Origin of the sequence: Bradyrhizobium barranii subsp. barranii (assembly GCF_017565645.3) — a bacterium.
In the GTDB taxonomy this organism is placed as follows: domain Bacteria; phylum Pseudomonadota; class Alphaproteobacteria; order Rhizobiales; family Xanthobacteraceae; genus Bradyrhizobium; species Bradyrhizobium barranii.
On the sequence record NZ_CP086136.1, the window covers coordinates 6,407,383 to 6,433,102 of the forward strand.

At 64.9% G+C, this 25,720-nt stretch carries 26 protein-coding genes and 2 pseudogenes; 12 read left to right on the forward strand and 16 right to left on the reverse strand.

Going from position 1 to position 25,720, the window contains the following annotated elements; translation table 11 throughout:
- Window positions 1–235: 235 nt before the first annotated feature.
- Window positions 236–2,086, forward strand: a complete 1,851-nt coding sequence (locus J4G43_RS31080; protein WP_208087309.1) for a D-alanyl-D-alanine carboxypeptidase — start codon at window positions 236–238, stop codon at window positions 2,084–2,086.
- 218 nt (window positions 2,087–2,304) lie between these two features.
- Here the strand turns inward: J4G43_RS31080 and J4G43_RS31085 are convergent, their stop codons facing one another.
- The 4 genes from J4G43_RS31085 to J4G43_RS31100 all read right to left on the reverse strand — a co-directional run bounded on the left by J4G43_RS31085 (window position 2,305) and on the right by J4G43_RS31100 (window position 6,105).
- The gene (locus tag J4G43_RS31085) at window positions 2,305–3,030 is read right to left on the reverse strand and encodes a DnaJ domain-containing protein (RefSeq protein ID WP_208087310.1); all 726 of its coding nucleotides are present in this window, start codon (window positions 3,028–3,030) and stop codon (window positions 2,305–2,307) included.
- Window positions 3,031–3,089: 59 nt separating this feature from the next.
- Window positions 3,090–3,833 carry a vWA domain-containing protein gene (locus tag J4G43_RS31090; protein ID WP_208087311.1) on the reverse strand — a complete coding sequence of 248 codons (744 nt, stop codon included), beginning with the start codon at window positions 3,831–3,833 and terminating at the stop codon, window positions 3,090–3,092.
- 145 nt (window positions 3,834–3,978) lie between these two features.
- Complete coding sequence (locus J4G43_RS31095) at window positions 3,979–4,839, reverse strand: alpha/beta fold hydrolase (RefSeq protein ID WP_071913021.1); 861 nt, start codon at window positions 4,837–4,839, stop codon at window positions 3,979–3,981.
- 342 nt (window positions 4,840–5,181) lie between these two features.
- Entirely contained in the window at window positions 5,182–6,105 is a 924-nt protein-coding gene (locus tag J4G43_RS31100; protein WP_063982760.1) for a division plane positioning ATPase MipZ, read from the reverse strand.
- 280 nt (window positions 6,106–6,385) lie between these two features.
- On the opposite strand from J4G43_RS31100, the gene panC reads away from it, so the two are divergent.
- On the forward strand, window positions 6,386–7,237 hold the full coding sequence (gene panC, locus J4G43_RS31105) for a pantoate--beta-alanine ligase (protein WP_208087312.1): 852 nt from the start codon (window positions 6,386–6,388) through the stop codon (window positions 7,235–7,237).
- A 76-nt stretch (window positions 7,238–7,313) separates the two neighbouring features.
- Window positions 7,314–8,063, forward strand: a complete 750-nt coding sequence (locus J4G43_RS31110) for a hypothetical protein (protein ID WP_208087313.1) — start codon at window positions 7,314–7,316, stop codon at window positions 8,061–8,063.
- 9 nt (window positions 8,064–8,072) lie between these two features.
- Here J4G43_RS31110 and J4G43_RS31115 read toward each other — a convergent pair whose 3' ends face one another.
- From J4G43_RS31115 to J4G43_RS31135, 5 genes are all read right to left on the reverse strand, one after another.
- Window positions 8,073–8,513, reverse strand: coding sequence for a DUF1489 family protein (locus J4G43_RS31115; RefSeq protein WP_028155001.1), 441 nt, complete (start codon window positions 8,511–8,513; stop codon window positions 8,073–8,075).
- A gap of 43 nt (window positions 8,514–8,556) precedes the next feature.
- Window positions 8,557–9,549 (reverse strand): hypothetical protein, encoded by a 993-nt coding sequence (locus tag J4G43_RS31120; protein WP_208087314.1) that lies wholly within the window; start codon window positions 9,547–9,549, stop codon window positions 8,557–8,559.
- A 156-nt stretch (window positions 9,550–9,705) separates the two neighbouring features.
- Complete coding sequence (locus tag J4G43_RS31125; protein WP_014494643.1) at window positions 9,706–9,897, reverse strand: hypothetical protein; 192 nt, start codon at window positions 9,895–9,897, stop codon at window positions 9,706–9,708.
- A 205-nt stretch (window positions 9,898–10,102) separates the two neighbouring features.
- Window positions 10,103–10,471 (reverse strand): YidB family protein, encoded by a 369-nt coding sequence (locus tag J4G43_RS31130; protein WP_208087315.1) that lies wholly within the window; start codon window positions 10,469–10,471, stop codon window positions 10,103–10,105.
- 89 nt (window positions 10,472–10,560) lie between these two features.
- Complete coding sequence (locus J4G43_RS31135; RefSeq protein ID WP_208087316.1) at window positions 10,561–11,223, reverse strand: glutathione S-transferase family protein; 663 nt, start codon at window positions 11,221–11,223, stop codon at window positions 10,561–10,563.
- Between the two features lie 124 nt (window positions 11,224–11,347).
- Between J4G43_RS31135 and J4G43_RS31140 the strand changes: the two genes are divergently transcribed.
- Window positions 11,348–12,064, forward strand: a complete 717-nt coding sequence (locus J4G43_RS31140; RefSeq protein ID WP_208087317.1) for a DUF599 domain-containing protein — start codon at window positions 11,348–11,350, stop codon at window positions 12,062–12,064.
- Window positions 12,065–12,579: 515 nt separating this feature from the next.
- Here the strand turns inward: J4G43_RS31140 and J4G43_RS31145 are convergent.
- The gene (locus J4G43_RS31145) at window positions 12,580–12,729 is read right to left on the reverse strand and encodes a hypothetical protein (protein WP_161495942.1); all 150 of its coding nucleotides are present in this window, start codon (window positions 12,727–12,729) and stop codon (window positions 12,580–12,582) included.
- Between J4G43_RS31145 and J4G43_RS31150 the strand changes: the two genes are divergently transcribed.
- Window positions 12,719–13,117 carry a hypothetical protein gene (locus J4G43_RS31150; RefSeq protein WP_135214881.1) on the forward strand — a complete coding sequence of 133 codons (399 nt, stop codon included), beginning with the start codon at window positions 12,719–12,721 and terminating at the stop codon, window positions 13,115–13,117. The genes J4G43_RS31145 and J4G43_RS31150 overlap by 11 nt on opposite strands.
- 245 nt (window positions 13,118–13,362) lie before the next feature.
- Here the strand turns inward: J4G43_RS31150 and J4G43_RS31155 are convergent, their stop codons facing one another.
- The 4 genes and pseudogenes from J4G43_RS31155 to mgtE all read right to left on the reverse strand — a co-directional run bounded on the left by J4G43_RS31155 (window position 13,363) and on the right by mgtE (window position 17,189).
- The gene (locus J4G43_RS31155) at window positions 13,363–14,358 is read right to left on the reverse strand and encodes a hypothetical protein (protein ID WP_208087319.1); all 996 of its coding nucleotides are present in this window, start codon (window positions 14,356–14,358) and stop codon (window positions 13,363–13,365) included.
- Window positions 14,359–14,407: 49 nt separating this feature from the next.
- Window positions 14,408–15,103: pseudogene (locus tag J4G43_RS31160) on the reverse strand (aldo/keto reductase); the annotation flags it as partial.
- A 101-nt stretch (window positions 15,104–15,204) separates the two neighbouring features.
- Window positions 15,205–15,540, reverse strand: a complete 336-nt coding sequence (locus J4G43_RS31165) for a helix-turn-helix domain-containing protein (RefSeq protein WP_208087320.1) — start codon at window positions 15,538–15,540, stop codon at window positions 15,205–15,207.
- Window positions 15,541–15,767: 227 nt separating this feature from the next.
- A complete protein-coding gene (gene mgtE / locus J4G43_RS31170) occupies window positions 15,768–17,189 on the reverse strand; it encodes a magnesium transporter (protein ID WP_028150524.1) in 1,422 nt (473 codons plus the stop codon).
- A gap of 82 nt (window positions 17,190–17,271) precedes the next feature.
- Between mgtE and J4G43_RS31175 the strand changes: the two are divergent.
- Together J4G43_RS31175 and J4G43_RS31180 are read left to right on the forward strand one after the other, a co-directional pair.
- Window positions 17,272–18,077: pseudogene (locus J4G43_RS31175) on the forward strand (polysaccharide deacetylase family protein).
- Between the two features lie 161 nt (window positions 18,078–18,238).
- A complete protein-coding gene (locus J4G43_RS31180; protein ID WP_208087321.1) occupies window positions 18,239–19,552 on the forward strand; it encodes a polysaccharide deacetylase family protein in 1,314 nt (437 codons plus the stop codon).
- Between the two features lie 3 nt (window positions 19,553–19,555).
- Here the strand turns inward: J4G43_RS31180 and J4G43_RS31185 are convergent, their stop codons facing one another.
- Window positions 19,556–19,930 (reverse strand): hypothetical protein, encoded by a 375-nt coding sequence (locus J4G43_RS31185; RefSeq protein ID WP_063982749.1) that lies wholly within the window; start codon window positions 19,928–19,930, stop codon window positions 19,556–19,558.
- Window positions 19,931–20,145: 215 nt separating this feature from the next.
- On the opposite strand from J4G43_RS31185, the gene J4G43_RS31190 reads away from it, so the two are divergent.
- The 3 genes from J4G43_RS31190 (at window position 20,146) to J4G43_RS31200 (ending at window position 22,025) form a co-directional block, all read left to right on the forward strand.
- Window positions 20,146–20,403 carry a hypothetical protein gene (locus tag J4G43_RS31190; protein ID WP_225005221.1) on the forward strand — a complete coding sequence of 86 codons (258 nt, stop codon included), beginning with the start codon at window positions 20,146–20,148 and terminating at the stop codon, window positions 20,401–20,403.
- A gap of 225 nt (window positions 20,404–20,628) precedes the next feature.
- Entirely contained in the window at window positions 20,629–21,843 is a 1,215-nt protein-coding gene (gene zigA / locus J4G43_RS31195) for a zinc metallochaperone GTPase ZigA (protein WP_208087322.1), read from the forward strand.
- Window positions 21,840–22,025 (forward strand): hypothetical protein, encoded by a 186-nt coding sequence (locus J4G43_RS31200; RefSeq protein ID WP_208089619.1) that lies wholly within the window; start codon window positions 21,840–21,842, stop codon window positions 22,023–22,025. Before zigA ends, J4G43_RS31200 begins: the two co-directional genes overlap by 4 nt.
- A 45-nt stretch (window positions 22,026–22,070) precedes the next feature.
- Here the strand turns inward: J4G43_RS31200 and J4G43_RS31205 are convergent, their stop codons facing one another.
- Window positions 22,071–23,246, reverse strand: a complete 1,176-nt coding sequence (locus J4G43_RS31205; protein WP_208087323.1) for a lipase family protein — start codon at window positions 23,244–23,246, stop codon at window positions 22,071–22,073.
- A 756-nt stretch (window positions 23,247–24,002) separates the two neighbouring features.
- On the opposite strand from J4G43_RS31205, the gene J4G43_RS31210 reads away from it, so the two are divergent.
- Window positions 24,003–24,632: a DUF1326 domain-containing protein gene (locus J4G43_RS31210; protein WP_208087324.1), complete on the forward strand. Its 630-nt coding sequence runs from the start codon at window positions 24,003–24,005 to the stop codon at window positions 24,630–24,632.
- 49 nt (window positions 24,633–24,681) lie between these two features.
- A complete protein-coding gene (locus J4G43_RS31215; protein WP_208087325.1) occupies window positions 24,682–25,503 on the forward strand; it encodes a DUF2182 domain-containing protein in 822 nt (273 codons plus the stop codon).
- Window positions 25,504–25,720 lie beyond the last annotated feature (217 nt).

Below are 25,720 nucleotides of genomic sequence, written 5' to 3' on the forward strand. Positions count from 1 at the left end.
TTAAGCTTTTGGAAACCGCGGACCCCTACCCTGATTCCCTGGACGTGTTCAGCTTCCGCGAACGGTCAAAAGCCGTTCGAGAACATCACCTTAGCCAGAACAGCGGCTCAGGCCCAACGTTTCCCGCAGCGAACACCAGCGGAGAGACAGCCTGAGCAGGTAATGATCCCGGGTCGAGTGGGCACAATTTCGCCTCACGGGCCGGTGATCAAGTCAGAAACGGGGACGGGGTTTCATGCTTCGTAAAAACTTGTCTTCCTCGCGCTTGGCGCGGGTTGGCGTTTTCGGGCTTCTTACGGTCACCGCCGTAGTCATCTTCACCGATGCTGCCGAGGCACGGCGTCACCGGCGCAATTACGCGCACCACCGGGTGCAGCGCGATGTGTCCGACAGCTCCAGCCCGAAATTCGCATCGATCATCGTCGACGGCAATTCCGGCTCCGTGCTCCAGGCAACGAGCCCGGACGGAATCCGCCACCCCGCCTCGCTCACCAAGATCATGACGCTCTATCTGCTGTTCGAGCGCCTCGAGTCCGGCAGGATGAAGCTCGACACCGAGATGCCGGTCTCGCAGCACGCCGCCGATCAGGATCCGACCAAGCTGAACCTCCGTGCCGGCCAGACCATCCGCGTCGAGGACGCGATCAAGGGCCTCGTCACCCGCTCCGCCAACGATGCGGCCGTCGTGATCGCGGAAGCGATCGGCGGCGACGAGGACGACTTCGCCCAGATGATGACGCGCAAGGCGCGCTCGCTCGGCATGTCCAAGACGGTCTACCGCAACGCCAACGGCCTTCCCAACGACGAGCAGGTCACGACCGCGCGCGACCAGGCCACGCTCGGCCGCGCCATCCAGGAGCGCTTCCCGCGCTACTATCGCTATTTCGCGACCTCGACGTTCAATTGGCGCGGACAGTCGATCCGCAACCATAACCACCTGCTCGGCAGCGTCGAGGGCGTGGACGGCATCAAGACCGGCTACACCCGCGCCTCCGGCTTCAACCTCGTGACCTCGATGCGCCGCGGCAACCGCCACCTGATCGGCGTGGTGCTCGGCGGCCGCAGCGGCGGCTCGCGCGACGCCACCATGCGCAACCTGCTCGCGGAGAACCTCGAGAAGGGCGCCACCACCCACACCGTCGTCGCTGTCACCGAGCGCAACGGCGCAGATGCCAATACCGACGTCGCCGATGCATCGGAGACCGCGGCCCGCCCCGCTCCGCAGGTCCAGCAGGCTGCGGCCGCCCCTGCCCCCGAAACGGCCCCGCAGCGCCTCGCCTCGCGCCTCTCAGCGCTGGCGGCTGCGACCGCCGCGATGCCGCCGGCTCAAGCCAGGCCGGACACCAGCAAGCCCGAGGTTCGGCCGACTGAATCCAGGATCGAGCCTGCGCCGCTCACCAATGGCGTGATCTCGAGCCAGCCGCTCTCCATCATCCCCGGCTCGTCCGAGCCGATGAAGCCGGTCCGGGTGAAGACCGTTCAGGTCAAGGCCGGCACCGTGAAGGTCGCCTCCGCCGCGCCGGCTCAGGTCGCACCGCAGGTCACGAGCACGATTGCGGCCCGCTCCGACGTCGCGGAGACCTCCGGCGCCGTCGTCGCCCGCGCCGATCTCATCAACAAGCCCGAGATGGCGAGCCAGCCGGAAGCGCCGAAGGCCGAGCTCGCCCGCACCGAGATGCCCCGTCAGCCGGCGGGCTTCGGCACCGGCAACGGCATCCTCGGCGTGCTGCCGGCCGCAACGGCCGCCGCGCCCACTCCGGCTGCTGCGAAGCTCGCTTCGGCCGATCCGGCGCCGCAGCCGATCCAGATGAGCGCCACCACCAAGCCGGTCGTCACCCATAGCGGCTGGATCGTCCAGGTCGGCGCACTCGAGAGCGAGAACGAAGCCCAGCAGCGCATCGACGCCGCCCGCAGCTCGGCCCGCGGCCTGCTCAGCAAGGCCGACCCGTTCACCGAGCCGGTCCTCGCCAAGGACAATCGCAAGCTTTACCGGGCCCGTTTCGCCGGGCTCGAGCGGGACCAGGCCGAAGCCGTCTGCCGCGCCCTGAAGCGCGCCGACATCTCCTGCATCACCGTCCGCAACTGATCTGTCTCACCGGTCCAATCAAAATGCCCGCGCCTTGCGCGGGCATTTTTGTTTGGGGGATGCGGCGATGCCAGTTCCGCGACAACCTCTCGTCAAGGATTTACGGTTAAAACTTTACTCAAGGGATCGACCACGCCGACAAAGGCGGGCATCGGGGCGACGGCAGACAGAGCAAGCGGAGCTTACGCGGTACGGGCGTTTGTAGCGTAGTGCCGGAGTTAGCCGTTATGCGTGCGAAGCAGAGTATCCTTGGCCTCGTTCACACGGGCAGCGAGATACGTCGAGCCCCCCTGGTCGGGATGGAGTTTCTTCATCAGGGACTTGTGCGCCCGGCTGATGTCGTCGCGCCCCGCGCCCGGCTGCAGGCCAAGGATCTGATAGGCTTCCTCCGCCGTCATTTTGCCGCTCGGCGCCGTGCGGCGCTGCCGCCCTGCCGCATCGCCCTGCGCGTTCTGACGCCAAGCGGGAAACCGGCGGTCCAGATAGCTTTCAAGTAGGGCCACGCTCTCGGCGTCGAACGCCGGAGCCATCGCCAGCAGGCCAGCGAGATCGAACTCCTGGAGATCGCGCCCGGCGTGAGGACCGGCGACGATCTGGCCGGCGAGCTGCCCCGAATCGTGGTCAAGCCGCATGTCCAGGAATTGCGATCGTACGCGCGAGGCCTGTCCGGCCGGGCGCGTTGCGCCACCGCCGAACAGCCCGCCGATATTGCCGAAGCCGGCATTCGCCAGGGGCGTCCAGCCCAGGAGCCCGGCGCCGAAAATCCCGAGCGGGATCGCCACCGCCAGTTCGCCCCGCAGGCCAGTGAACGCTGCGACCGCGAGCGCCACCACGCCGCCACCGAACTTGATGGTGCGCGCCAGCACCGCCGGATTGGCGGAGCGGAACATCTGGAGCAGCAGATAAATCGTGATAACGGCGACGGCGCCGGCGATCAGGGTCATGGCCGGAATATAGTCGCCCTCACGGCAAAATGCATGGCGTCCGTCTCCGACGCGGGCCGCTACTTCATCTGCCCGATCAGCTTGGCCGCACCGCTCGCGCTCTCGGCGAGTTTCAACAGCGCCTCGCGGCCACCGGCGGCATAAGCCGCGGCCGCGCGCAGCAGCTCGCGAAGCTGCGCCGCCGCGCCGGGATCGAACCGGCACCAGGCCCCGCCGGTCAGCCGCGCGATCTCGCGAAAGGCCTGCTCGGCCACGGCGTCGGCGCCTTCCTGAAACACGAACACGGGGACCTTGAGCATGCCGAGCTCGCCGGCCTTGGCGCAGAGCTCGTCGACCTTCTCCTCCATGGCATCGCCGACGAAGACGACCGCACGCACGCCCGAAGCGACCGCCTCGCGCCGCACGTCGCTCAGCACCTTGCCGATCTGGGTGTCGCCGCCGCGACAGTCGATCTTGCTCATCAACGTCGCGAGCTTCGCGCTGTCGGAGATCCAGCCCGTGGCGCGACACTCGTTCAAGCCGCGATAGTAGACGAGCCGGATGTCGAGGCTGCCGATCGCTGCGGCCTCGCGGAACATGTCTGCCTGGAGCGCGCAGGCCATGTCCCAGGTCGGCTGCCGGCTCATCGTCGCATCCAGCGCGAAAATCAGCCGCCCCTTCGCGCCGGGGGCATGCGGCGACAGCGCACGCGCCTTGGCGACGAACGCGGCGATGTCCTCCGCGGTGCTGGCTTGAGGCAGCGTGCCGCCGGTTTGGCTCGAGACGGCATCACGGCCACGCGGTTTGACGGGTTCGCCGGACATCCCTGCTCGCTTCTTGCGTGAGCGCCTAATGTGGATAGCGCCTGCGGCCCGGTCAATGTGCAAAGCCTCCGCGGGCGGATGCCGGCGGAGGCTTTGCAGGTCGTGCAGACGATCGGAGCGGTGTCGGTGTCAGCCTGTGTCGGTGTCAGCTCTTGGCAGGCGCCATCAGAGCGACCGGACCGGGCTCCAGGATATTGGGCGGGGCCGAGCGCGTATCGACGGGCGCCACGGCGCTGTCGCCGTCGCTCAGGAACTTGTCGAGCATGCTCTGGATCGAGTTCTTCGCCGCATCCGGACCGGTGTCGCGCATGTCGTTGTGCTGGAATTCGGTCTTCACGACCTGGATGCCGGCCTTCTCGCATTCCTCATCGGTCGGGATGACACCCGCGTCGGTCTTGAACTGCGGATCCTGCGAACGGAACGACAGGATCTTGAACTTGCCGGCAGTGACGAAGGGCACGCGCAGATTGTCGAGCGTGACGACCTTCTTGACCTCATCGGGATACTGCTTGGCGAAATACATCGTGATGTCGCCGCCCATGGAGTGGCCGACCATCGTCACCCTGTCGTAATCGGCGTTGGGCTGAACCTTCTTCATCTCCTGCATGGCGAGATGGATGTTGGCAACGCCGCGCAGGATCTGCGGCAGCCGGCCGACATAGAGCTCACCGGGCTTCGTCACCATGGGAGGATCGGTCGGCAAATCATGCTGCGGGCTTACGACCATATAGCCGCGCGCCGCGAAGATGTTGGCGAGGAAGCCGTACTCGGTATTCTTGACGGTGTTGCCGTGATTGATCACGGCAACCGGCAGCGTGATCATGCCGGCATTGGCCTGCATTTCCTTGTCGCGGCGGACCGCGATATCGACAGGCACGGGACGGTTGTCGCGCGAGGCGTCGTAGAAGGTGACGGTCTCGTGCTTGATGGCCCACTTGCTCGCCGTGACATAGGCGACGCCGAAGAGGGCACTAACCGAAACCAGAACGGCAATTCCACGCTTCATTTTCGTCCTCAGCCTCAGGCTCTTGCGGCCTGAATCCCTGTTGAAAATCGTGTTCTTCCGGGGCTCTTCGGCCCCTGGTCGCCTATTCCCTAATATATGTCACAGCCGCGTGACAGGAAGCTTAAATATTGTGAACCTTCAGCCCTTTCATTGTGCGGCGCACGCGTTTCTTGGGCATCCCGTTCTCAGGCGGCTACGTCAGGTGCAGGCTACCATCCGACGCAACCGGTCTCGATTGGCTTCAATTTCACGGTAAACACAGGGTGAAACGGCCAAGCCCGCACTCAGTTCCGGCGGGAACCGGCAGCTTCAATCGGCTGGAAGTAGCGATATACCGCCGCCTCAGGCGCCGAGGATGTCGTGGACCTCGAGCGGCTTGTCGACCTGGCTGAACCACTCGGCGCGATTTGCCGCACGGCGGCGGCCACGTTCGTCGAGCGGCAGCTTGAGCTGGCGGAGCAGGCCCGTCACCTCTTCCCGCGCGGTGAGATGGCCAAGGTTGGGCCGCATGCCGAGCGTGGCCTCGTCGATCTCGTCGAGCGCGGTCAGGCCGCGCGGAAAAAATTCGCGATAGACGACGCGCTCGGCAAAGCCGTCGACGTAGCGGAAGCCGAGCCGCAGCGACAAATCCTTGAGGCCCTCGGCGACGAGCTGCTTGTTGCGGGAGCCGAGCATCGACAGGCGGTTGCGCACGACGATCCAATCGGTGCTGGAGCCGTCGAGCTGGCGCCGCTTGCGCCTGACATCCCGCACCATCTCGGCATAGTGGCTCTCGCCAGTCACTGCGTAGTTGGCGGGATCGACGGTGCCGAGCACGTCGAAATCGAGGAAGCTGTCGTTGATCGGCGTGACCAGCGTGTCCGCCATCGAGTGCGCCAAGCGCATCAGATAGCTGTCGGTGCCGGGCGTATCGATGACGATGAAGTCGAAATTGCTCTCGACCGCCGAGACCGCCTCCATGAACTGCTGGAACTCGGAATTCTCGTTCTCGGCGATCTGCATGGTCTCGCCGAGCTTGATGCAGCGATGCACCGGCAGCTCGAGGCCGAGGCCGGTGCGGCGCGCCCAGGCGGAACGGTTGCCGATGTAGCGGGTAAAGCTCTGCTGACGGCAGTCGAGGTCGATAGTGGCGACGCGCTGGCCGGCCTTCAGCAGCGCGACCGCGATGTGCAGGGCGGTGGTCGACTTGCCGGAGCCGCCTTTTTCGTTGCCGAGCACGACGACATGCGCCGAGCCGGATTGGCCTTGGCTAGCCTGCACAAGCATAGCGATCCTCAACACCCCTGATGAATATCTTCGAGTTGGCCGCGTCTGCGGTCAAGTGAAATGCGTGACAGTAAATGCAAATCGCAGCGCGCCGTGTTCGAAATGAATCACGGCACCATCTCTCGCTTGTGATTCAGCCATGTCGCGACATCGTGCGCGGCCTCGCGCGGGATGCTGTGCCGCATCCGAATGCATGGCGTCCACGATCGGCGCTTGTTAAGGTTAGCCGGCCGGGCGCCGGGACGCGCCCGCTTCCAATTCCCAACCCTGTCGAGTCCTGATGTCACGAAGCCCCTTGATCGCCCGCACGGTCCCCGCCTTGCGACGCGCCGTCGACAATCTTCGCAAGCGAAAGGCCACGATCGCGCTGGTCCCGACCATGGGGGCCCTCCATGACGGGCATGTGTCGCTGGTGCGCCTCGCCAAGCGGCGCGCGAGTCGCGTCGTGGTGTCGATCTTCGTCAACCCGACCCAGTTCGCCCCGACCGAGGACTTTGGTGCCTATCCGCGCACCTGGAAGTCCGATCTCGCCAAGCTCGCCGCCGAGGACGTCGACGTCGTCTGGCACCCCGGCGCCGAGGCGATGTATCCGGAAGGCTTTGCGACCCGCATCGTGCCGGAGGGGCCGGCGCTGGCCGGCCTCGAGGATCGCTTCAGGCCGCACTTCTTCGGCGGCGTCGCCACCGTCGTCGGCAAGCTGTTCACGCAGTGCCGGCCGGACGTCGCGATCTTCGGCGAGAAGGACTTTCAGCAGTTGCGGGTGGTGACGCAGATGGCGCGCGACCTCGACCTCGGCGTCAAGGTGACCGGCTCCCGCACGGTCCGCGAGCGCGACGGGCTCGCGATGTCCTCGCGCAACGTCTATCTCTCGCCGGAGGAGCGGCAGACCGCGACCACGCTTTACCGCGCCATGAAGGACAGCGCCGGGCGCATCCGTGCCGGCGAAGCGATCGCATCCGCGATGGTGCGCGGCGCCGGGACGATCACGGCGGCCGGCTTCGCGCTCGACTATTTCGAGGCCCGCCATGCCGAGACGCTCGCGCCGGTCACCTCGCGCAAGGACGGCCCGTTGCGGATCCTGGTGGCGGCCAAGCTCGGCACGACCCGGCTGATCGACAATATCGCGGTGTAACCGCCAGGGTCGATCTTGCGCGTTCCCTCGCCCAGATGGATGATCGGCGCGAGGAAACGAGCCGGCTGGCAGGGGCATGTCATTCATCCGCACGATGATCGTGAACGGCGTGCTGGCGCTTGTCGCCGCGACTGGCGCCCAGGCACAACAGCGCCCGCCGATCGGCCTGTACGGCTCGCCGCCGGATGCGATGATCTTCTACGTCGCCCATGGCCCCGCCGGGGCCTGCGGACCGGGCTGCTCCGACTGGATCGCCGCCGAGGGCACGGTGCAATGGGACAGCTACAAGCGGCTGATCGCGATTCTCGATCGCCAGGCGGGACACAAGCTGCCGCTCGTCATCCATAGCTGGGGCGGCTCCAACCTCAATGTTGCAGTCAGCATGGGCCGCATCCTGCGCGACCGCGGCCTGGATGCCACCGCCGGCGCGACCGAGGTCGAGGTCTGCGCCGGCAGGCCGGAGGCGGATTGTTTTGCGCTGAAGCGCCCGGGCGGACCGCTCGACGCCAAGGTATCCTTGCCGGATCCGGCGTGCGATTTCGCGTGCGTCCTCATGCTCGCCGGCGGCGTGCATCGCAGCCTCCCGCAAGGTGCGACGGTGGTGCTGACCGGCCGTTCCATCCGCAATCGCCGCGCGCCCAACGTGGCGCCCGAACAACGCGAGAGCCTGACGACGATCTTTGGCGAGCAGTATCGCAAGTACCTGCTCGAGATGGGCGTCGAGCCCCAACTGGTCAACATCATCGACGCCATCGGCGAAGGCGGACGTCCGGTCGTGATGCCGTCCTCCGACTGGGCGCGGCTGCACATCGTCACGCCGCCATGAGCGGCCGCGTCAGAGCAGTCCGAGATCGCGCAGCTCGCGCCGCATCGGCTCCGGCATCGCCGCGATCGAGCCGGCGGCCGACTTGCCGAGATCGGGCGGCACGGAATCGTCGCTGAGGTAGCGCCAGCCCTGGAACGGCCGCATCGGCCGCGGCGATACCGAGATCACCTTCGGCTGCATCACGATCCGGCAACGGCCGATGCCGTCCTTGTCGCGGAACGGCTCGATGCCGATGATCTTTTCACGCGCGGCGATCTCGCCCTTGATCACCCAGTAGAGCGATCCGCCCGCCAGGATCTCGGCGTCGCGCTTGGGCACCATGCGGGTGATGTGGATGTGATGTTGCGGCAGACCCTTCTTCTTGGCGGTCTGCATCCGTTCGGCGACCCACCCCTTCAATTCCTTGACGGAGTCGCAACCGACGGCGAGCTTGATCAGATGTAGCGGCATGCGCCCAGCATTAGCCGGGCGGCCACGCATTTGGAATGCCGAACTATTCGTTATCCGCAGCTGCAGGAGCCGGGGCCGGAGCCGGCGGGGCGAGCGGAACTGGTGCTGCGGCCGGCGCACGTGCGGCCTTCGGTGCCGGCGGCTTCTTCGCAGCCGGCGCCGCTGGAGCAGCGGCCTGCGCAGAGGTCGGAGCGGACGCGCGCGGCGCCGCGGCTGCGCCTCCGGCGGGCGCTGCCTGTCGCACCGCCGCCGTGGGCGGCTCCGGATTCATGATGCTCACCGGCGGCGTCGATGACGCGCTCGGGAACTCCGCATTGGTCGGCCTGCCCGTCGGCATCGATGGCGGCATCCCGGCAAGCGCCGCGGTGGCCGGCATCGCCGGGGCCGTTGCGGGCGCGTTCCAGCCCGGCGCATAGCGCGCGACCAGCGTGTCGTAGAGATGGGAATCCATGTTGGCGGCGACCCGCTGCTGATCGGTCAGCGAGCGGAAGGCGGGGCAGTCGAACTGTGTGCAGCCGTCGCGCGCAACCAGCACCTGCGCGACGAGGCCGTAGCGGTCGCGCTCCAGCGCCTTGCGCAGCACCTTCATGTCCAGCGTCAGGCTCTTCTCGGCGGTCGCGGCATCGCCGAGCGCGGTGAGCCGGTCGATCCGTGCGGCGGTGTAGGAGACGGCCGCAGCCGCCGCGTCAGGCGAGCCGAACAGCGCCTTCTCGCAACCGATCGCCACGGCATTGCCGGCGAGATCGTCGAGACAGGATAGCGCCGGCAGGCTGGCGACAACCGCGCTCTGCGCGCGCGCCTCGCCCGGGGCTGCCTCCTCCGCCGGACCATAGACGCGCACGGTGGCAGCCACGGCGATGGCAATGGAAAGCAGCGTGATGACGGTCAGCGCGCCGTTGGCAACCGACCTTTCGGCGCGCACCAGCGTAATCAGGAGAATCAGGCCGAGGAAGCCGGCGGCTACCAGGATCATCCACATCGGAAAGGCCTGCGGGCGCGAGATTTGGTCGAACGAAGTGGCCCATGCCCAGTTCATGCGCGACGTCCCCTCACGCGAGCAAAGAGCGAATGGTCAAAGCGAGCCCCGCGAGTCGGCAACTGCCCCCGGTTCACCATGTCGAGGCGAAGGGGGCCTTTTGACGGCGAGCGAAGCGAATTCGTCCGCGATGTCAACGCGCGGCACCGTCATCCGTCAGGATTGGGCGAGCTGGCTTTCCTTGGCGACGCGCTCGAACGCTTCAGTCGAACTCTTGATGCGGTACTGGCAGTCGTCGCCATCCGTCGGCAGCAGGCGGATGATCTCGTATGAGCCACTCGCAGCCGGGCGCGCGACGTTGCTGGCAGTGAACAGTACGCGCGTTCCCACGGGGAATTTATGCTTCAACGCCCATCTCCATGACTCAAACAGCGCCGGCTGTGCCCAGGGTCCCACTGCGACGGACCGGCTGAAAACCCGGCGTGACATATAGCACGCAATGCGGCGTTTTGGCCAGCGGTATACAGGCATGGCAAATAGGCCGATCCGGCAGTATTTTCAGGACGATAGTGCAGGAACCGGCGAGTGGAGGATACCGCTGGAACCGGCTCCCTCAGGCGGTGTGGGGCAGATGGCCCTCCGGGCTTGCCTGGTCCACGGCCTTGGGCAGTTCCTGGGCCAGAATCTGGCCGAGCTGGTCGACTGGGATGTTGTAGCGCGCCGCGAGCTGGCGAACGGTGTCGTTGCCGAGCACCGCGCGGAGCTGGTCGGCCGAGATCGGCAGGTTCTGGCCATTGCCGAGCCAGGATTTGACCTGCTCACCGAAACCGGACTGCTGGAGCTTGGCGACGATTGCGCTGAGGCCGCCCTGATTGTTGCTGCCGACCACCTCGTTCAGCACCGCCGGCAGGACCGCGGCGCCGAGCTGGCCGAGCGCGCTGCGAAGCGCGGGGTTGTTTTCCAGCGAGTCCAGAATTCCCATGCCCCTGCCCTCTCCCAAGCGGTCCTTCCGCCGCGATTGAGCGCCGCCAGCCTGCACATCGTCAAGCGGCGCCCGATCACATTCGCGGGTCAGACGTTCTCGAATTTCTCGATGACGAGCGTTTCGGCGATCCCGTCGCGGGTCCATTCCTGGAACGCTGGCAACGCCATCATCGTGTCCAAGTAGGCCCTGGTCTCCGGCGTGACCTCGATCGCGTAGGTGCGGAAACGGTGCACGACCGGGGCGTACATCGCATCCGCCGCACCGAAGCGGCCGAACAGGAACGGTCCCTTGGCACCGTAGCGCGCCCGGCACTCCCGCCAGATCTCCTGCACGCGCGCGATGTTGGCCCTGGCGTCCGCCGACAGCGTCACGGCGCCCACGGGGCGGTGCAGGTTCATGCCGCATTCGTTGCGCAAGGCCATGAAGCCGGAATGCATCTCGGCGCACACCGAACGGGCGTGTGCGCGGGCGGCGACATCGTCGGGCCACAGCTTCGCTTCCGGATAGCACTCGGCAATGTACTCGATGATGCTGAGCGAATCCCACACCGTGATGTCGCCGTCGACCAGCACCGGCACCTTGCCGGCACGGCTGAAGGACAGGATCTGATCCTTGTCCGCGGGATTATCCGTGTAGAGCGGAATGACGGTCTCGACGAACGGGATGTCATTGGCGCGCAGTGCGAGCCATGGCCGCATCGACCATGACGAGTAGTTCTTGTTTCCGATCGCGAGCTTGAGCGCGGCCATGTCGCTGGTCCTTCCCTAGGTCCTCTGGATGCGGCTGCTTTTAGCGCCATCGCCTGCCGCCAATCAATCGTTGCCGCACCCGGCCGCGCGTGGCAATCGTTGCGATCTTCGCGAGGAGTGAGACATGGGCAGGCATTGGGTCGACATCACCGCGGTCGGCTTCTTCATCATCGAATGGCTGGTCTATGCCCTGACGCTGGAGCACTCGGCCTATGGCCGCGACAGCCTGTCGGCGCGCATGAACCGCTATCGCGAGGTCTGGGTCCGCCGCCTGCTCGACCGCGACACCCGCATGGTCGACATGCAGATCATGGCCTCGCTCCAGAACGGCACCGCCTTCTTCGCTTCCACCAGCCTGTTCGCACTCGGCGGCGCGCTGGCATTGCTGCATGCCACCAACGACGCCATCACGATCCTGAGCAAGCTGCCGATCGACCTCAGCACCTCGCCCGCAATGTGGGAGCTGAAATGCGTCGGCCTCGTGCTGATCTGCGTCTACGCCTTCTTCAAATTTGCCTGGGCCTATCGCCTGTTCAACTATGTCGCGATCCTGTTCGGCGGCATGCCGCCGGCTGACCGGCGCGACACGCCCGAGGCCGAGGCCCACGTCATCCGCACCTCGCGCCTGTTCGAATCCGCCGGCCGCCACTTCAACCGCGGCCAGCGCGCCTTCTTCTTCGCACTCGGCTATCTCGGCTGGTTCGTCAGCCCCTGGGTGCTGTTCGTGACCACGGCGGCGGTGGTGATCGTGACCTGGCGAAGGCAGTTCGCGTCGAGCGCATGGGCGGCGATGGCGCCGGAGGAGATGGATGGTACGGAGACGCGGAAGCGCGGCTATTGAGGCATCTGCTGCGCGCGTGGCACGCGTTCTCCACATCGTCACTGCGAGCGCAGCGAAGCACTCCCGAATCTTTTCACGGTGACAGTCTGGATTGCTTCGCTACGTTCGCAATGACGACACGACTGGCGCCGTCATCCCAAGACGCGAGGCTCGCCCACTCGGCGATATCCCGGCTTACTTCCTGCGCATCGTCCCGGACCGGCAATCGAATCTGGCCACAGGCCGATCCATCTGCCAGAGCTCCACGTCGCGACCGTCGACGAGCCGCTCCGCGGAGCTGATCGCGGCTTCATCATCGATGCAATCCATGTGGATCATTCTGATGGGACGATCGTGTAGTCCCACGATCAATGCACGATAGGCCGACATTTATGTCTCCAAGGCAAGGCGCGACAGCACGCGCGGACCGGAAGAATGGCGCTGACGGCATTTGAATGCGATGGGGAGCCCGTCGTCTGTTTATAAGCGCGGCATAAGTTGCCGGCAGCCCGGCCGAGGTCGGTCCTATGCCGATCCTATGCAACCGCGATCGCGCCAATCTCGAAATCATACAGCATCCGGCACCATATCCGCTCCGTCGCGCAAGCTCGCGCGGCGTAGCGAACTGGTGAAATGATGTCGAATTCAGGGGTCAGCGACAGGATCATCGATCCGATGATGGCCATCGCGAACTGCTCGACGCGGCAGCGCATCGTCGTGGTCGGCGCGAAGAGCATGGAATTGGTGATTGAGCTGCATCGTCGCGGATATCTGCTGGCGGCGGCGGCGGGTAATTGCGGCCGGCCGGCAGGTCAATATGAAGTCGCGCTCGTGGATTGGCGGCGACGCACGCTTCACGCACTCGATGCGACAGTGGATTGGCTCGACGATTTCCTGAGCCCCCGCGCCGTGCTGGTGATCTGGCTCGACGCGCAGAAGGCAGCTGCGAAGGACACTCTTCGTGCCGCAGTGACGAAGCGCGGCTTCGTCGTCCTGCAAGGCGCCGAGCATCCATGTGGCAGCGTGCTTCTGGCGCGGCGCTCGGAGGCCATCCCCCTTCGGCAGGCCGCGTGAACATCCACCCGAACTCATGGATTTGACCCGATGCCAAAATCGAAAATTCGACGTGCCGTCATTCGCGAGTGGATGGCTCTCGCGCCGGCGCAGCGAGGCTCCGCCGAGCAAGCCGGCGCGTTTGCACGGCGCACCATCGAAAGACATAGCTTGCCACGCAGCCGGAGAACGCCGCAGGCCGTGATCATGGCATGGCTGAAGCCGCGAACCGGGAGGCCTTAGCTCGCAGGATGGGTACGAGCCGCCTACCCTCCGCCAAAATCCCGCGGCGAGAACGGCAGGTCCAAGATCTTCCATTCACCATACTTGTCGGGCGGCAGCATCTTGTAGGGCTGGCAGGCCTGGAGCGCGGCGGTCGCGGATTTCACGATGGCCACGCCCTTCGCGGATGGCGGAGCTTCGATCAGGATCGGCGGGCGGGCCAGCGTGCCGTCGGTGGCGAACACCGTGCGCAGCTTGATGTTGACGTTGTCGGTCGGGTCGACCCCGGCCGGCAGTTTGGCGCAGCTCTTCAGGTGGCGACGCAGCGCGGCGATGACCTCGGATGGCAGCTTGGCTGCGATCGAATCCTTGGCATCGCCGCCATCGTCCTTGGGGGCGTCTTTCGGCAGCTCCGGCGGCAATTCCGGCGGCAAGCCCAGCATGACGCCGTACTTGACGGTTACGTCAGGCTCCGGCGCCTGATAGGCCGGCGGCGCGGCTTGCGGCTGCTGCATCGCTTGTGGCGGCGGCTGTTGCGACGGCGGCTGCGGCATCGCCTGGGGCGGCGGTTGTTGCTGGGGTTGCGGAGGCGGCTGTTGCGACGGCTGCGGCTGTTGAGGCTGCGGCTGCACATTGGCCTCCCGCTGCTTCGGTGCCTGTGAGGGTTGCGGCTGCGGCTGTTTCTGCTGCGGTTCAGGCGAGGCCTGCGGCGAGGGCGCCGCCGCCTGCTGCTGGGTCGCAGGCTTCGGCGCGGGTTCCGCCTTGTCCTTGTCGGTGAAATCCAGCTTCGGCAATTTCAGGTCCGGCAGCGGCTCCGGCGGCTTCTCCTTCGCCTGCTCCTGAGCCTTCTCCTCGGCCTTGGCCTTGGCCTTGGCCTCCTCCTTCACTTGCTCCGGCGTGACGATGTCCACCGAAACGGTCTCGGGCGCCGCGGCGTGAAACGGATGGACTTCGCTGATCAGGATGATCAGCGCCACCAGCGTCAGATGCGCGACCGCCGACGCTGCAATGTCCGTCCGTATGATCTTCCGCAGTTCCATCGATCGATCTTGGGTTGCCACGCCGGTCCTAGCATACAGCGGCCCCCTCTCAATCCCATTTTGGCGCGAAGCCGAAATCGGTCAGGCGGCCCTTGGGATTTGCCAGCGCGGCGATCTGGGCCATCTCGTCGTCCGAGAGCTCGAAATCGAAAATATCGATGTTTTCCGACAGACGTTCGACGCGCGAGGTGCGCGGGATCGCAGCGACATTCTGTTGCACCAGCCAGCGCAGGCAGATTTGTGCCGGCGTCTTGCGATGCGCGCGGCCGAGCGCAGCGAGCGTCTGGTCGGCCTTGACGCGGCCCCTGGCGATCGGGCTGTAGGCGACCAGCGCGAGGCCATGCTGGTCGCAGGTTGCCCTCACCTTCGTCTGGTCGAGATAAGGATGATATTCGACCTGGTTGCAGACGAGCGGCTCCGGCGAGAGCGCCACCGCCTGCTCAATCAGCGCCACCGTGAAATTGGAAACGCCGATGTGGCGGGTCAGGCCCATGCGCTTGGCATGCGACAGCGCACCCAGCGTCTCCTCCAGCGGCACGTGCGAATTGGGCCAGTGCAGCAGCAGGAGATCGACGGAGGAGAGCCGCATCCTGGCGAGGCTCTCCTTGACCGAGCGTTCGAGATCATGAGGCGCGAAATGGTTGGTCCAGACCTTTGTCGTGAGGAAGATGTCGTCGCGGCGCACGCCCGAGCCGCGCAGGCCGTCGCCGACCTCGCGCTCATTGTCGTAGACCTGCGCAGTGTCGCCATTATGGACCCGGCCCGTAACACTGCCAACGGACGACGCCGGCGCCGGGCCGGATATTCAGCGCAATGCTAACGGGAGGTTCGCGCTTGGCCCTGACGTCAGGCTTTGGCGAGCGCCTGGAACACGGTGTCCGGCGCATGCGCAATCACGGCGAGCAGCGCGCGGGCGGGTCCTCGCGGGGCGCGCTTGCCCTGCTCCCAGTTCCGGATCGTCTCGACGGGAACGCCGAGCTTGGCGGCGAACTCCATCTGGGTGAGGCAGGCGCGACGGCGCAGAGCGCGCACGGCGAGCGAGCTGGCATCATCGCCAGGGGCGGCATTGGCCGCCGGCTGAACCGGCAACGGCTGGACTGAAAATGACTGGACCGGAAGCTCCTGCCCATCCCGCAACTCGACGACCCGTCCGTCCGCCTTCAGCCGCAACCGCATGTTCATTCCCCCAAGCACGGGCAATGATGCAGCAGGTCGCTTAAGTTCGGATTAAAGATGATGGTGGGCGAAGACGGTCTCGTGCCCCGGACGCAGCGCAGCGCGCAGCGGTGCGCTGCTGAGCCGGGGCCCATTTCGCCACCACGTGCCGTGCTGCTTTCTGGGTCCCAGTTCTGCGCAGCAACGCAAAGGGCGTTGCAGCGCGCCCGGGACACGCGAGGACATAGCGCGCCTTACCTCAACCCGAACCACAACGTCGCGATGCCGAGGAAGGAGAAGAAGCCGACGACGTCGGTCACCGTCGTGACGAACGTGCCTGACGCGACCGCCGGATCGGCCCTGACACGTTCGAGCGCCATCGGGATCAGGATGCCGCCGAGCGCGCCGGCGACGAGGTTGCAGATGATCGCAAGCCCGATGACGATGCCGAGGCCCGGGATCTTGAACCAGGCCACCGCCGCGATGCCCGTGATCAAGGCGAAGGCAAGGCCGTTGACGAGCCCGACCAGGCCTTCGCGCATCACCACGCGCCAGGCGTTGGAGGAGCCGAGCTCGCGCGTCGCAAGCGCGCGCACCGCGACCGTCATGGTCTGGGTCGCTGCATTGCCGCCCTGGCTCGCGACGATCGGCGCCAGCACCGCGAGCGCGACCATCTTCTCCAGCTGCCCCTCGAACAGGCCCAGCACTGAGGATGCAAGAAAGGCGGTGGCGAGATTGACCAGCAGCCAGTTGAACCGCGCCCGCGCAATGGTGAACACGGTGTCGGAGAGTTCTTCGTCGCTGTTGACGCCGCCGAGCGCCTTGAGGTCCTCGTCCGCCTCCTCCTCGATCACGTCCACGACGTCGTCGACGGTGATGACGCCGACCAGGCGATCCTGGGTATCGAGCACGGGTGCCGCGACGAGATTGTACTTGCCGAACATGCGCGCCACCTCCTCCTGGTCCTCCAGGACGGAGACGCGGCGGCGATCCTCGTCGGTCAGCTCGGCAAGCGCCACCGGGCGGCGGGCGCGGAGCAGGACGTCGAGCGAGACCGCGCCCTGCCAATGCTGGTCCTTGTCCACGACGTAGATCTCGTAGAAGCGGTCGGGCAGATCCGGCGTCTCGCGCATGTAGTCGATCGCCTGCCCGACGGTGAAATCCTGCGGCACCGCGATGAACTCGGTCTGCATCCGGCGGCCGGCGGAATTTTCGGGATAAAGCAGGCTGCGCTCGAGCGCGACGCGCTCCTGCAACGGCAGCTTCTCGAGGATCTCCTCCTGCTCCGCCTCGTCCAGGGTTTCCAGCAGCTCGACCGCGTCGTCGGATTCGAGCTCGCGGACGCCTTCCGCAACGGTCTCCGGCGGCAGCTCCTCGAGGATCTCCTCGCGCACGCCCTCGTCGAGCTCGTTCAGTGCCGAGAAGTCGAAGTCGCGCCCGGTCAGCTCGACCAGGCGAACGCGGTGGTCGGGCGCGAGAGCTCCGATCAGATCGCCGAGATCGGCCTCGTGCAGCTCGGCAACGCAGGCGCGCAGCGCGGCGCTGTCGCCGGCCTCGATCGCATGGGCAATCTCCTCGACGAATTCATGACGAATTTCGCCGTCTTCATTGCGCATCGGAACGTGGTCGAGTACCGAGGCCTCGGCGGATGGGGCACCGTCCATATGTTCATCCATGGCGCGCCTCGCCGTTTGACAGGTTGGAACGAGCGGTCTGAGCTGACGGTCAGGCAATACCCACAAGCGAACTGCGAGCGCAATGGCAAAGATGCTTCGGCTGAAATGGATGTCGATCTCGGTGGGCGCGGTCTTCGCGGGCCTCATCGGCATCGCCGCTTCGGAGGCCGCGGACTGCCCGCGCAAGGACGCGCTCGGCACCTCGCGCGTTCTGAGCGTCGACGCCAAGACCACGCCGCGCGTGGGCCTGAAGAGCTTTCCGCAGACGCTGCCGCTCGCCGATCACGAGGTCGTGCTGACCTTCGACGATGGCCCGCATCCGCCGACGACGTCGAAGGTGCTGGCGGCGCTGGCGCAGGAATGCGTGCGCGCGACCTTCTTCCTGATCGGCCTGCACGCCTCCGAACATCCTGACATGGTCAAGCGCATCGCGCGCGAGGGCCACACCATCGGCCACCACACCTGGTCGCACCCGTTCATGGCACGGATCCCGTTCGAGAAGGCGAGGAGCGAGATCGACCGCGGCATCGCAGCCGACGAGACGGCGCTCAAAGGCGTGTCGACGACGACGCCCTCGACGCCGTTCTTCCGCTTCCCCTATTTCGAGGGGACGCCAGCGCAGCTCGACCTGCTCCAGTCGCGCGGCATCGTCGTGTTCGGGGCCGACCTCTGGGCCAGCGACTGGAACGAGATCACACCGGAGCAGGAATTGAGCTCGTCACCGAGCGCCTCGCCGCTGCCGGCAAGGGCATCATCCTCTTCCACGACCCCAAGGCACGCACGGCCGCGATCATGCCGGCCTTCCTGCGATACCTCAGGGACAACGGTTATCGCGTCGTTCACGTCGTGCCGGCGGGCACATCACAGAAGAGCGCCGATGCGCATTGATGCCGTAATGTCACGGCGGTGCAAAATGGGGTGATTTGGGCCCTATTAACAGTCTGTTCATGCTACGGCATGCAAGGATGTAGAGGGTATTGCGCCTGAACCGTTTCTGGGCGTCTCCGACCAATTAAGGTGGCAGTCGCGTAAGGAGGCAGACGAGGTTCATGATCGGAAGTAGCGTTGTTTTTCGGACGCGATCGTGGATCGTCCTGTGTCTGGGGCTGTTGGTCGTCGGTTCACCGGCGGCCCTTGCGGCGGACTGTCCTGGCCATCCGGACGCGCTCGGGACCTCCCGCACCCTCGTGGTCGACCCGCGCGAGCATCCGCGCATCGGCACCATGCAGTACCGCGAAACGCTGCCGCTGAAAGACCATGAAGTCGTCCTGACCTTCGACGACGGTCCGCTGCCGAAATATTCGAACCAGATCCTCAAGATGCTCGACGACGAGTGCATCAAGGCGACCTTCTTCATCATCGGCGAGCAGGCCAAGGCGAACCCGGAAGGCGTGCGCAAGCTGATTGCCGCGGGCCACACTGTCGGCACGCACAGCATGAACCATCCGCTGACGTTCGACCGGATGCCGCTGGACAAGGCCGAGACGCAGATCAACGGCGGCATCGAGTGGACCTCGGCCGCGATGACCGATTCGTCCAAGCTCGCGCCGTTCTTCCGCATTCCCGGCCTGATGCGCGCCGAAGGCGTCGAAAACCTGCTGATCTCGCGCGGCATCCAGGTCTGGAGCGCCGACTTCCCCGCCGACGACTGGCGCCATGTGTCGTCCGACCGCGTCTACCAGCTCGCGATCCAGCGGCTGGAAGCCAAGGGCAAGGGCATCCTGCTGCTGCACGACATCCAGCCCCGTACGGTGGCGGCGCTGCCGAAGATCATCCGCGACCTCAAGGCGCGCGGCTATCGCATCGTGCATGTGGTGCCCGCGACCGCCGATCGGCCGGCAACGCCGACCACGCCGGTGGAATGGCTGCTGCATCCACCGACCGAGACCGTGCCGATCGCACGCTGGCCGTCCGTGCCGAACTTCGTGTTCGCGCAGACCCAGACGCTGCCGGCGCCCTCGCTTGCCGACCTCAACGCGCAGACCGAGCATCAGCCGCTGCTGCCGCGCAAGACGATGGCGCTGGCGAATGTCGCGGCCACCCTGCCCGTGCCCGACCGCGATCTCTTTGCCATCCCCGAGGGCTCGGTCGAGGTCCTGCTGTCGACGACCTTGTCGCGGCGCGCCGCGATGCGGCTGGCAATGGCGGCCGAGACGCCCCATGCGGCCAAGGGCAAGGCCGGCAAGTCGCGCGGACATCGGACCGCACATACGGCGCCGGCCGGAGCGAAGCACACCGCGCAGGCTACGGGCACCGCCCCCAAGAGCATTGCCCCCAAGAGCACGGCGCCCAAGGGCGCCACACCGCGGAGTTCCGCGACGCATCCGACCCGCGTCGCCAGCCTGAAGAAGCGCGCGCAGTAAGCTCTACTGGCGCATGATGTTGGCGACACAGAGCAGCACGATCAGCGCCAGGAAGAACAGGTCCATATAGGACTTGAGCTCGCCGTCGCGGCGCAGCCGGCCAACGTCGGCCACGACCTGCTTGCGCGCGTTCGTTGCGCCCGAACCGTCATTGATCGGAGCCTGCAGGCGCTTGGTCTCCGCCTCGAGCTTCTCGATCTTCTGGAAGAAATAGAACGCACGCAGCGTCGAGGCCGCGCGCATGCCGGCATAGACCAGCACCAGGATCGCGAGGATCGCCCGGTTCTGGTATTTCTCCATGAAATTCAGGCTGAAATAGACCATCGCCATGAAGGCGAAGTTCGTCACGAAGCGGTAGACGAAGCTAAGAAAGACCATGCTGGCTCCAGCCCTGAGCGGTGCGATCCGTCTACGCCATCTTTATTTCGACAAAGATACGATCGCCGGCCGCCTTTTAGCCACGCGCGTTCATAATGCAAGCGAGAGTACCGGGGCCTGCCTGTTCCACGTAAACGCAAGGTTGCCAGCTGCGCGATGGAGATTCGCCGGAAGCTACGGTACATTGGCACAGCCACCGCATGTGGGGTCTGCCGATGCCGAAGAAGGGAATCACGGGCCACGACGACTGGGTTCTGACCGAGGCCCTGGCGACCGCGCTCGTCGCGCTGGAGCAGCTCGAAGCAAAACACCAGCCGAGCGCGCATATGGACGACATCCGCAAGATGCTGGCAAACGGCAAGGAGCCGTCGGCGGTGAGCCTGCACCTCGCTCAGGCCAAATGCCGCCTGTTTCCGGACACGGATCCCCTCGAGATCTACCGGGAATACGGGATCGGCGACGAATATGGCTGAGAGGCCCGCGCCGGTCCTTCGAGCGCGCTGCTGCCTGGAGCTGAGCGGCAGCCGATCGCTACAACGATCATCCACCTCAATGTTCGCGTGAATTTCAGCTGAGCCGCAAAACGGCTTGACGTCGGCGCCGCCAGCGAATGTAATGTTATAACATTACATATTCGGTCCCAATGCCCATCCCCAAGCGTCACCGCCCTATCCCCTTGAAAAGGCTCTTCGATCTCCATGCAAAAACTCCCCGTCACCGTCTTGTCCGGCTTCCTCGGGGCTGGAAAGACCACTTTGCTGAACCACGTCCTGAACAACCGGCACGGCCTGAAGGTGGCGGTGATCGTCAACGACATGAGCGAGGTGAACATCGATGCGGATCTGGTTCGCGATGGCGGTGCGAACCTGTCCCGGACTGACGAGAAGCTCGTCGAGATGACGAATGGCTGCATCTGCTGCACACTGCGAGACGACCTCCTGAAGGAGGTGCGCGCCCTCGCAGAAAATGACCGCTTCGATTATCTCTTGATCGAATCCACCGGCATCTCCGAACCGCTGCCGGTTGCGGCGACCTTCGATTTCCGTTCCGAAGACGGCGATAGCCTCTCCGATGTGGCGCGTCTCGACACCATGGTCACCGTGGTCGACGCCGTGAACCTGCTCAAAGACTATTCATCGACGGATTTTCTCGATCAGCGCGGCGAAGCGCTGGCGAACGACAAGCGCACGCTGGTCGATCTCCTCGTCGAGCAGATCGAGTTTGCCGACGTCATCGTTCTCAACAAGGTCGATGACGCGTCGCCCGCACAACGCGAGGCAGCGCGAAAGATCATCCGCGCGCTCAATCCGGACGCGGATCTGATCGAAGCCAACCACAGCCGGGTCGCCTTCGATCGCATTCTCGACACCGGCCGGTTCGACTTCGAGCGGGCGCAGCAGCATCCGCTCTGGTTCAAGGAGCTCTACGGCTTTACCGATCACGTGCCGGAGACCGAGGAATACGGCGTGACGAACTTCGTCTATCGCGCGCGCCAGCCGTTCGATCCCGAAAAGTTCGACAAATTCGTCAGGGAGCCCTGGCCCGGCGTCATTCGCGCCAAGGGACATTTCTGGCTGGCAACGCGCCCGCAATGGCTTGGCGAGATCAGCCAGGCTGGCACGATCACGCGCACGCAGGCGCTTGGCTTCTGGTGGGCAAGCGTACCCAGGGAAAGATGGCCGGATGATCCGTCCTGGCGGAAACAGCTGCGCGCGAACTGGAACGACATCTACGGCGATCGCCGCCAGGAAATCGTGTTCATCGGCACCAGTATGGATGAAGGTTCGCTCCGCGCCCGTCTGGATGCCTGCCTCGTCCCGGGAAAGCCGGCGATGAACGTCACGGAATGGGCGAAGCTCGCAGACCCCTTCCCGGTCTGGCGCCGCGCGGACGAAGCCGCGGAACGCAAATGACCAACGTCGTTCGATTCGTTCCGAAATCCGAGCTCGAGCGGCAGCGCCTCATCCGTGAGGCGCGTGCGATCTACGACAGCATATTCCCGCCGGTCACTTTGACCGGCGGGCAAGCTGATGATCGCTTGGACCAACAAGTACCGCGCGAGGCAGTCGGCGAAATCCAGCCAAAACAGCGATAAGGATGAAGGTGGTGCGCTCGGAGGGCGCACGCAGTCCTTCCCGGCTCAGCCGCCATATTGCTGCTTCATGTATTTCAGGTAGTTGCCGAGGTGGTGCTGCCAGAAATAGTCCAGCTTCTGGCATCCCGGCGTCCCATCGGTCGGGTTGCCGCCCGGGTTGGCGAAGAGCGGCAGCAGCGCGCCGACGTCAGCATAGTTCAGCGAGGCCTGAAGCTGGTCGAGGATCTGTTGGATCAAGTCCGAGATCGTTGATCCCGTGATCGGTGCGGCGGTTGCCGCGACGAGATCGGCGGCGGTCAAATGGATCGTCTCGGATATCAGTCTCAGAGAAAGACTCTCGACCCGCTGCTTGAGCCGCCTCACCGCATCGTCGCGAACGCGATTGACTGCGTTCTCACCATCGGTGACCACGCTGCCGAGCGCGATCGTTGCTTCAGGATTGGGACTGCCGCCGAACCCACGCAGCGGATTTGGCGTGTTGAGGTCTGATATCCACTCCAGGGCAAACGGTGCCTGCGGCACCCAGTCCTGCGTCGACGTCACGGCCCAACCGTATCCGTCAACGGCGGCAAGCCGCGCGTAATCGTATGCGTAATGGTCGTTGCCCGCCTTGGCAGGCGCGAAGGTATAGGTCTTGTAGGCCGGCCCCTTAAAAACATCCGTCGAGTGCCGGACCAGCGAGGTCAGCAGCGTGGCGATCGAGGCACCCTGGCTGTGCCCGGTGATGTAGACGTCGTTTCCCTGCTCCGCGAGCAGCCCCAAGGTTACGAACAATGGGCTATCGGTGGTGAACAGCATGAGCAGCAAACTCAGAGCGAAGCCCGAATGCACACCGGCTTTCACCGCACTGTCACCCTCATCGCGGGCAAGATAGAACGGCAGCGAGATCGGACCGAGCTTCACGTCAAAGCGCGCGTTGATCAGGGGGAACAGCAAGTCGGCCAACACGCTGGCCGCACTTGCGACCGTGCCGCGCACTGCGATCGCGTATTGGGTGGTGTCACTCTGGTTCTGCCAGACCTGCCAGTAATTATCCAATAGCGTGGCACTCGTCGGGGTGAGGTCCTTGCGGATCGCCCAATTTGAGCTTGGATCGGGCACGGAGGGCAGGCCGCAGGTTGCCACCGCTTCGGTCAGCGATGGCGTGCCGGCGTAGGCACGCTGCGCCATCTCAAGCAGAAGTTGCGCCTCCGCGAATTGGAATCCCGACTTGAGCGTCATGCTGCCCTCCTTGCAAAGGCGCTCGACTCCAGCCGCCCGTGTTCGGACCCGGAAGCCAGCGACCGATATTTCGTGTCTCTCGGAGTTCATCAATTATAAGATGTGATATCATAGAAACGCAATAAGAAGGTGTCGATCGACCAGCGCCCCTGGCAGACTACGTCCGGGAACAATTGCGTGAGCAGGGAGGATCCCGCGGGGTGGCCGGTGTTCCAGGCTTTGCCCGCTCCAACTCATTCCAACCGGACGCGCACTGTTCTATCGAAAGCGGCCACAGGTTTCGATGATCACGCCGGAGGAAGTCTATAATTTCAGTTTCAACACAATCGATTGGGGACCGCCGCCGCGCCAGGCTGCCGTGGTCAATCTCGGCAAATCGGATTGGCTGAATAGATTCGCTCAGACGCATCTCGTCCGATGCAGCCACTTTCGTCTGATGTTCTATGATCAGATCATCGACTTGATCAGAGAGGGCACTTCTGCAGAAACAGGCCCCTACCCCGGCTAAACGGCGCGATCCGCCGTTTGGCGCGTTCGGAGGGCGGTCGCATTTATTGAAGTTTCAATGGCTTGCGGAAATGGGCAAAGAGTTTGGGTGGATCTCCAGCTGATAGGTGCTTTTTCCAGTCGATTGACCGAGCCTCACAATAGCTTGCGGGACTTCAGCTTGCGGGACTTCGCCACGCAGCGTAACTTTCAACTCCACGTAGCTCATTCGAAAGTGATCTAACGGGTTCGGCCTAGCGGGAGATAGCGATGGCAGATGTCCCATGGCACCTTTCCGGCGACTACTTCGAGAATTGCAGTTGCAGCATCGTGTGTCCCTGCCTCGTGTCGGCGGCTCCTCCACTGACCGCGCGACCGACCGAGGGCTTTTGTAACGTACCGCTGATCTTCCACGTCGAGAGCGGCCGCTACGGCAACATCGAGCTCGATGGACTCAATGTCCTGGTCATCCTCCACGCGCCGGGGATCATGGCAGACGGAGATTGGTCGGTGGCCGCCTATATCGACCAGCGCGCCAACGATGAGCAGACCGAGGCTCTAGCTGCGATCTTCACCGGCGGCGCCGGTGGTCCGATGGCCGCGTTCACACCGCTGATCAGCAAGAACCTGGGGGTTCGCAAGGTCCCGATCACATTCCGAATCGAGGGCAAGACGCGGTCCGCGGAAATCCCTGGCATTCTGCACATGTCCGTCGACCCGTTGCCGACCATGCATCCGAGCGGGGAAATGTGGGCCAACATCGGCCATCCAGTCAGCCCTGACAGGATGGTGATGGCAGTCGGCGCCGCCGGTAATACGTTCAGCGACCATGGCATGCGCTGGGACAATTCCGGCAAGAACGGCCTCTATGCGCCGATCCGCTGGTCGAACCAGGCGTGATGCAACTCCTGACCCGGCCTTGCGAGAAGGCCGGCAACACTTATCGCAAATGACCGACGGCCCCCTGGAGACCGTGCTGCGGCGCGATCGCTGGATCGTCGGCGGCGCGATCGGGATCATTGTCGCGCTGGCATGGGGCTATGTGCTTTGGCTCGCCAAGGACATGGACATGGGCGGCATGGACATGACCGGGTTCCGCATGATCCCGGCCGGGATCGGAATCATGTTACCGGCGAGCGAGCCATGGCGAGCGATCGAGTTCTCGTATGTGTTGCTGATGTGGGTGGTGATGATGGTCGGAATGATGGCACCCTCGGCAGCGCCCATGATCCTCATGTACGCCCGCGTGGGTCGACAGGGGAAAGCGCAGGGCAAGCCGTTCGCTGCGACCGGCTCGTTTGCGGCCGGTTATCTCCTCGCCTGGGGCGGCTTTTCGCTGGCAGCAACCCTACTCCAATGGGCGATCGAGCGGGCAGTCCTGCTGGATTCCCGGATGACGATCGCCAGCAATCTGCTCAGTGCAATCGTGCTGATCGCGGCGGGAGTCTATCAATGGACACCGCTCAAGGACGTCTGTCTCGCCCAATGCCAGTCGCCATTTCTGTTCCTGATGCGCCACGGTGGCTTTCGCGACGACCTGCGAGGCTGCCTGCTGCTGGGGCTCCGGCACGGAGGCTATTGTGTCGGCTGCTGCTGGGTCCTGATGGCGCTTTTGTTCGTAGGCGGGGTGATGAACGTGCTTTGGATTGCGCTTTTGGCCCTGCTCGTCCTGTTGGAGAAACTTACGCCGATCGGACGATGGATCGCGCGCGCCGCCGGCATTGCGTGTGCGGCCGCCGGCGTCTGGCTACTGGTGTCGTTGCCGCGGTGACGAGCAACCTGCGTGATGTTCAGTTGGAGTGCCCTGTTGCAGACGGCGATCACGCCGAGCCGCCAGCCCTACACTCGAACCGTCAGGCGGGGACGGCCGAACGGCGAAGACCTGGGCTCCCTGAGCCGGTCTCTCCATCGATCGGCTTTCGAGGTTGGTGCGCTCGGAGGGAACCATTTGGCGACGTTACCTGCGGATTTCACGGATCGTGAGCATC

Coding starts and splice junctions, on each gene's coding strand:
- J4G43_RS31080 (WP_208087309.1), top strand. CDS start 236: ATGCTTCGTAAAAACTTGTCTTCCTCGCGCTTGGCGCGGGTTGGCGTT.
- J4G43_RS31085 (WP_208087310.1), bottom strand. CDS start 3,030: ATGACCCTGATCGCCGGCGCCGTCGCCGTTATCACGATTTATCTGCTG.
- J4G43_RS31090 (WP_208087311.1), bottom strand. CDS start 3,833: ATGTCCGGCGAACCCGTCAAACCGCGTGGCCGTGATGCCGTCTCGAGC.
- J4G43_RS31095 (WP_071913021.1), bottom strand. CDS start 4,839: ATGAAGCGTGGAATTGCCGTTCTGGTTTCGGTTAGTGCCCTCTTCGGC.
- J4G43_RS31100 (WP_063982760.1), bottom strand. CDS start 6,105: ATGCTTGTGCAGGCTAGCCAAGGCCAATCCGGCTCGGCGCATGTCGTC.
- panC (WP_208087312.1), top strand. CDS start 6,386: ATGTCACGAAGCCCCTTGATCGCCCGCACGGTCCCCGCCTTGCGACGC.
- J4G43_RS31110 (WP_208087313.1), top strand. CDS start 7,314: ATGTCATTCATCCGCACGATGATCGTGAACGGCGTGCTGGCGCTTGTC.
- J4G43_RS31115 (WP_028155001.1), bottom strand. CDS start 8,513: ATGCCGCTACATCTGATCAAGCTCGCCGTCGGTTGCGACTCCGTCAAG.
- J4G43_RS31120 (WP_208087314.1), bottom strand. CDS start 9,549: ATGAACTGGGCATGGGCCACTTCGTTCGACCAAATCTCGCGCCCGCAG.
- J4G43_RS31130 (WP_208087315.1), bottom strand. CDS start 10,471: ATGGGAATTCTGGACTCGCTGGAAAACAACCCCGCGCTTCGCAGCGCG.
- J4G43_RS31135 (WP_208087316.1), bottom strand. CDS start 11,223: ATGGCCGCGCTCAAGCTCGCGATCGGAAACAAGAACTACTCGTCATGG.
- J4G43_RS31140 (WP_208087317.1), top strand. CDS start 11,348: ATGGGCAGGCATTGGGTCGACATCACCGCGGTCGGCTTCTTCATCATC.
- J4G43_RS31150 (WP_135214881.1), top strand. CDS start 12,719: ATGATGGCCATCGCGAACTGCTCGACGCGGCAGCGCATCGTCGTGGTC.
- J4G43_RS31145 (WP_161495942.1), bottom strand. CDS start 12,729: ATGGCCATCATCGGATCGATGATCCTGTCGCTGACCCCTGAATTCGAC.
- J4G43_RS31155 (WP_208087319.1), bottom strand. CDS start 14,358: ATGGAACTGCGGAAGATCATACGGACGGACATTGCAGCGTCGGCGGTC.
- J4G43_RS31165 (WP_208087320.1), bottom strand. CDS start 15,540: ATGAACATGCGGTTGCGGCTGAAGGCGGACGGACGGGTCGTCGAGTTG.
- mgtE (WP_028150524.1), bottom strand. CDS start 17,189: ATGGATGAACATATGGACGGTGCCCCATCCGCCGAGGCCTCGGTACTC.
- J4G43_RS31180 (WP_208087321.1), top strand. CDS start 18,239: ATGATCGGAAGTAGCGTTGTTTTTCGGACGCGATCGTGGATCGTCCTG.
- J4G43_RS31185 (WP_063982749.1), bottom strand. CDS start 19,930: ATGGTCTTTCTTAGCTTCGTCTACCGCTTCGTGACGAACTTCGCCTTC.
- J4G43_RS31190 (WP_225005221.1), top strand. CDS start 20,146: ATGCCGAAGAAGGGAATCACGGGCCACGACGACTGGGTTCTGACCGAG.
- zigA (WP_208087322.1), top strand. CDS start 20,629: ATGCAAAAACTCCCCGTCACCGTCTTGTCCGGCTTCCTCGGGGCTGGA.
- J4G43_RS31200 (WP_208089619.1), top strand. CDS start 21,840: ATGACCAACGTCGTTCGATTCGTTCCGAAATCCGAGCTCGAGCGGCAG.
- J4G43_RS31205 (WP_208087323.1), bottom strand. CDS start 23,246: ATGACGCTCAAGTCGGGATTCCAATTCGCGGAGGCGCAACTTCTGCTT.
- J4G43_RS31210 (WP_208087324.1), top strand. CDS start 24,003: ATGGCAGATGTCCCATGGCACCTTTCCGGCGACTACTTCGAGAATTGC.
- J4G43_RS31215 (WP_208087325.1), top strand. CDS start 24,682: ATGACCGACGGCCCCCTGGAGACCGTGCTGCGGCGCGATCGCTGGATC.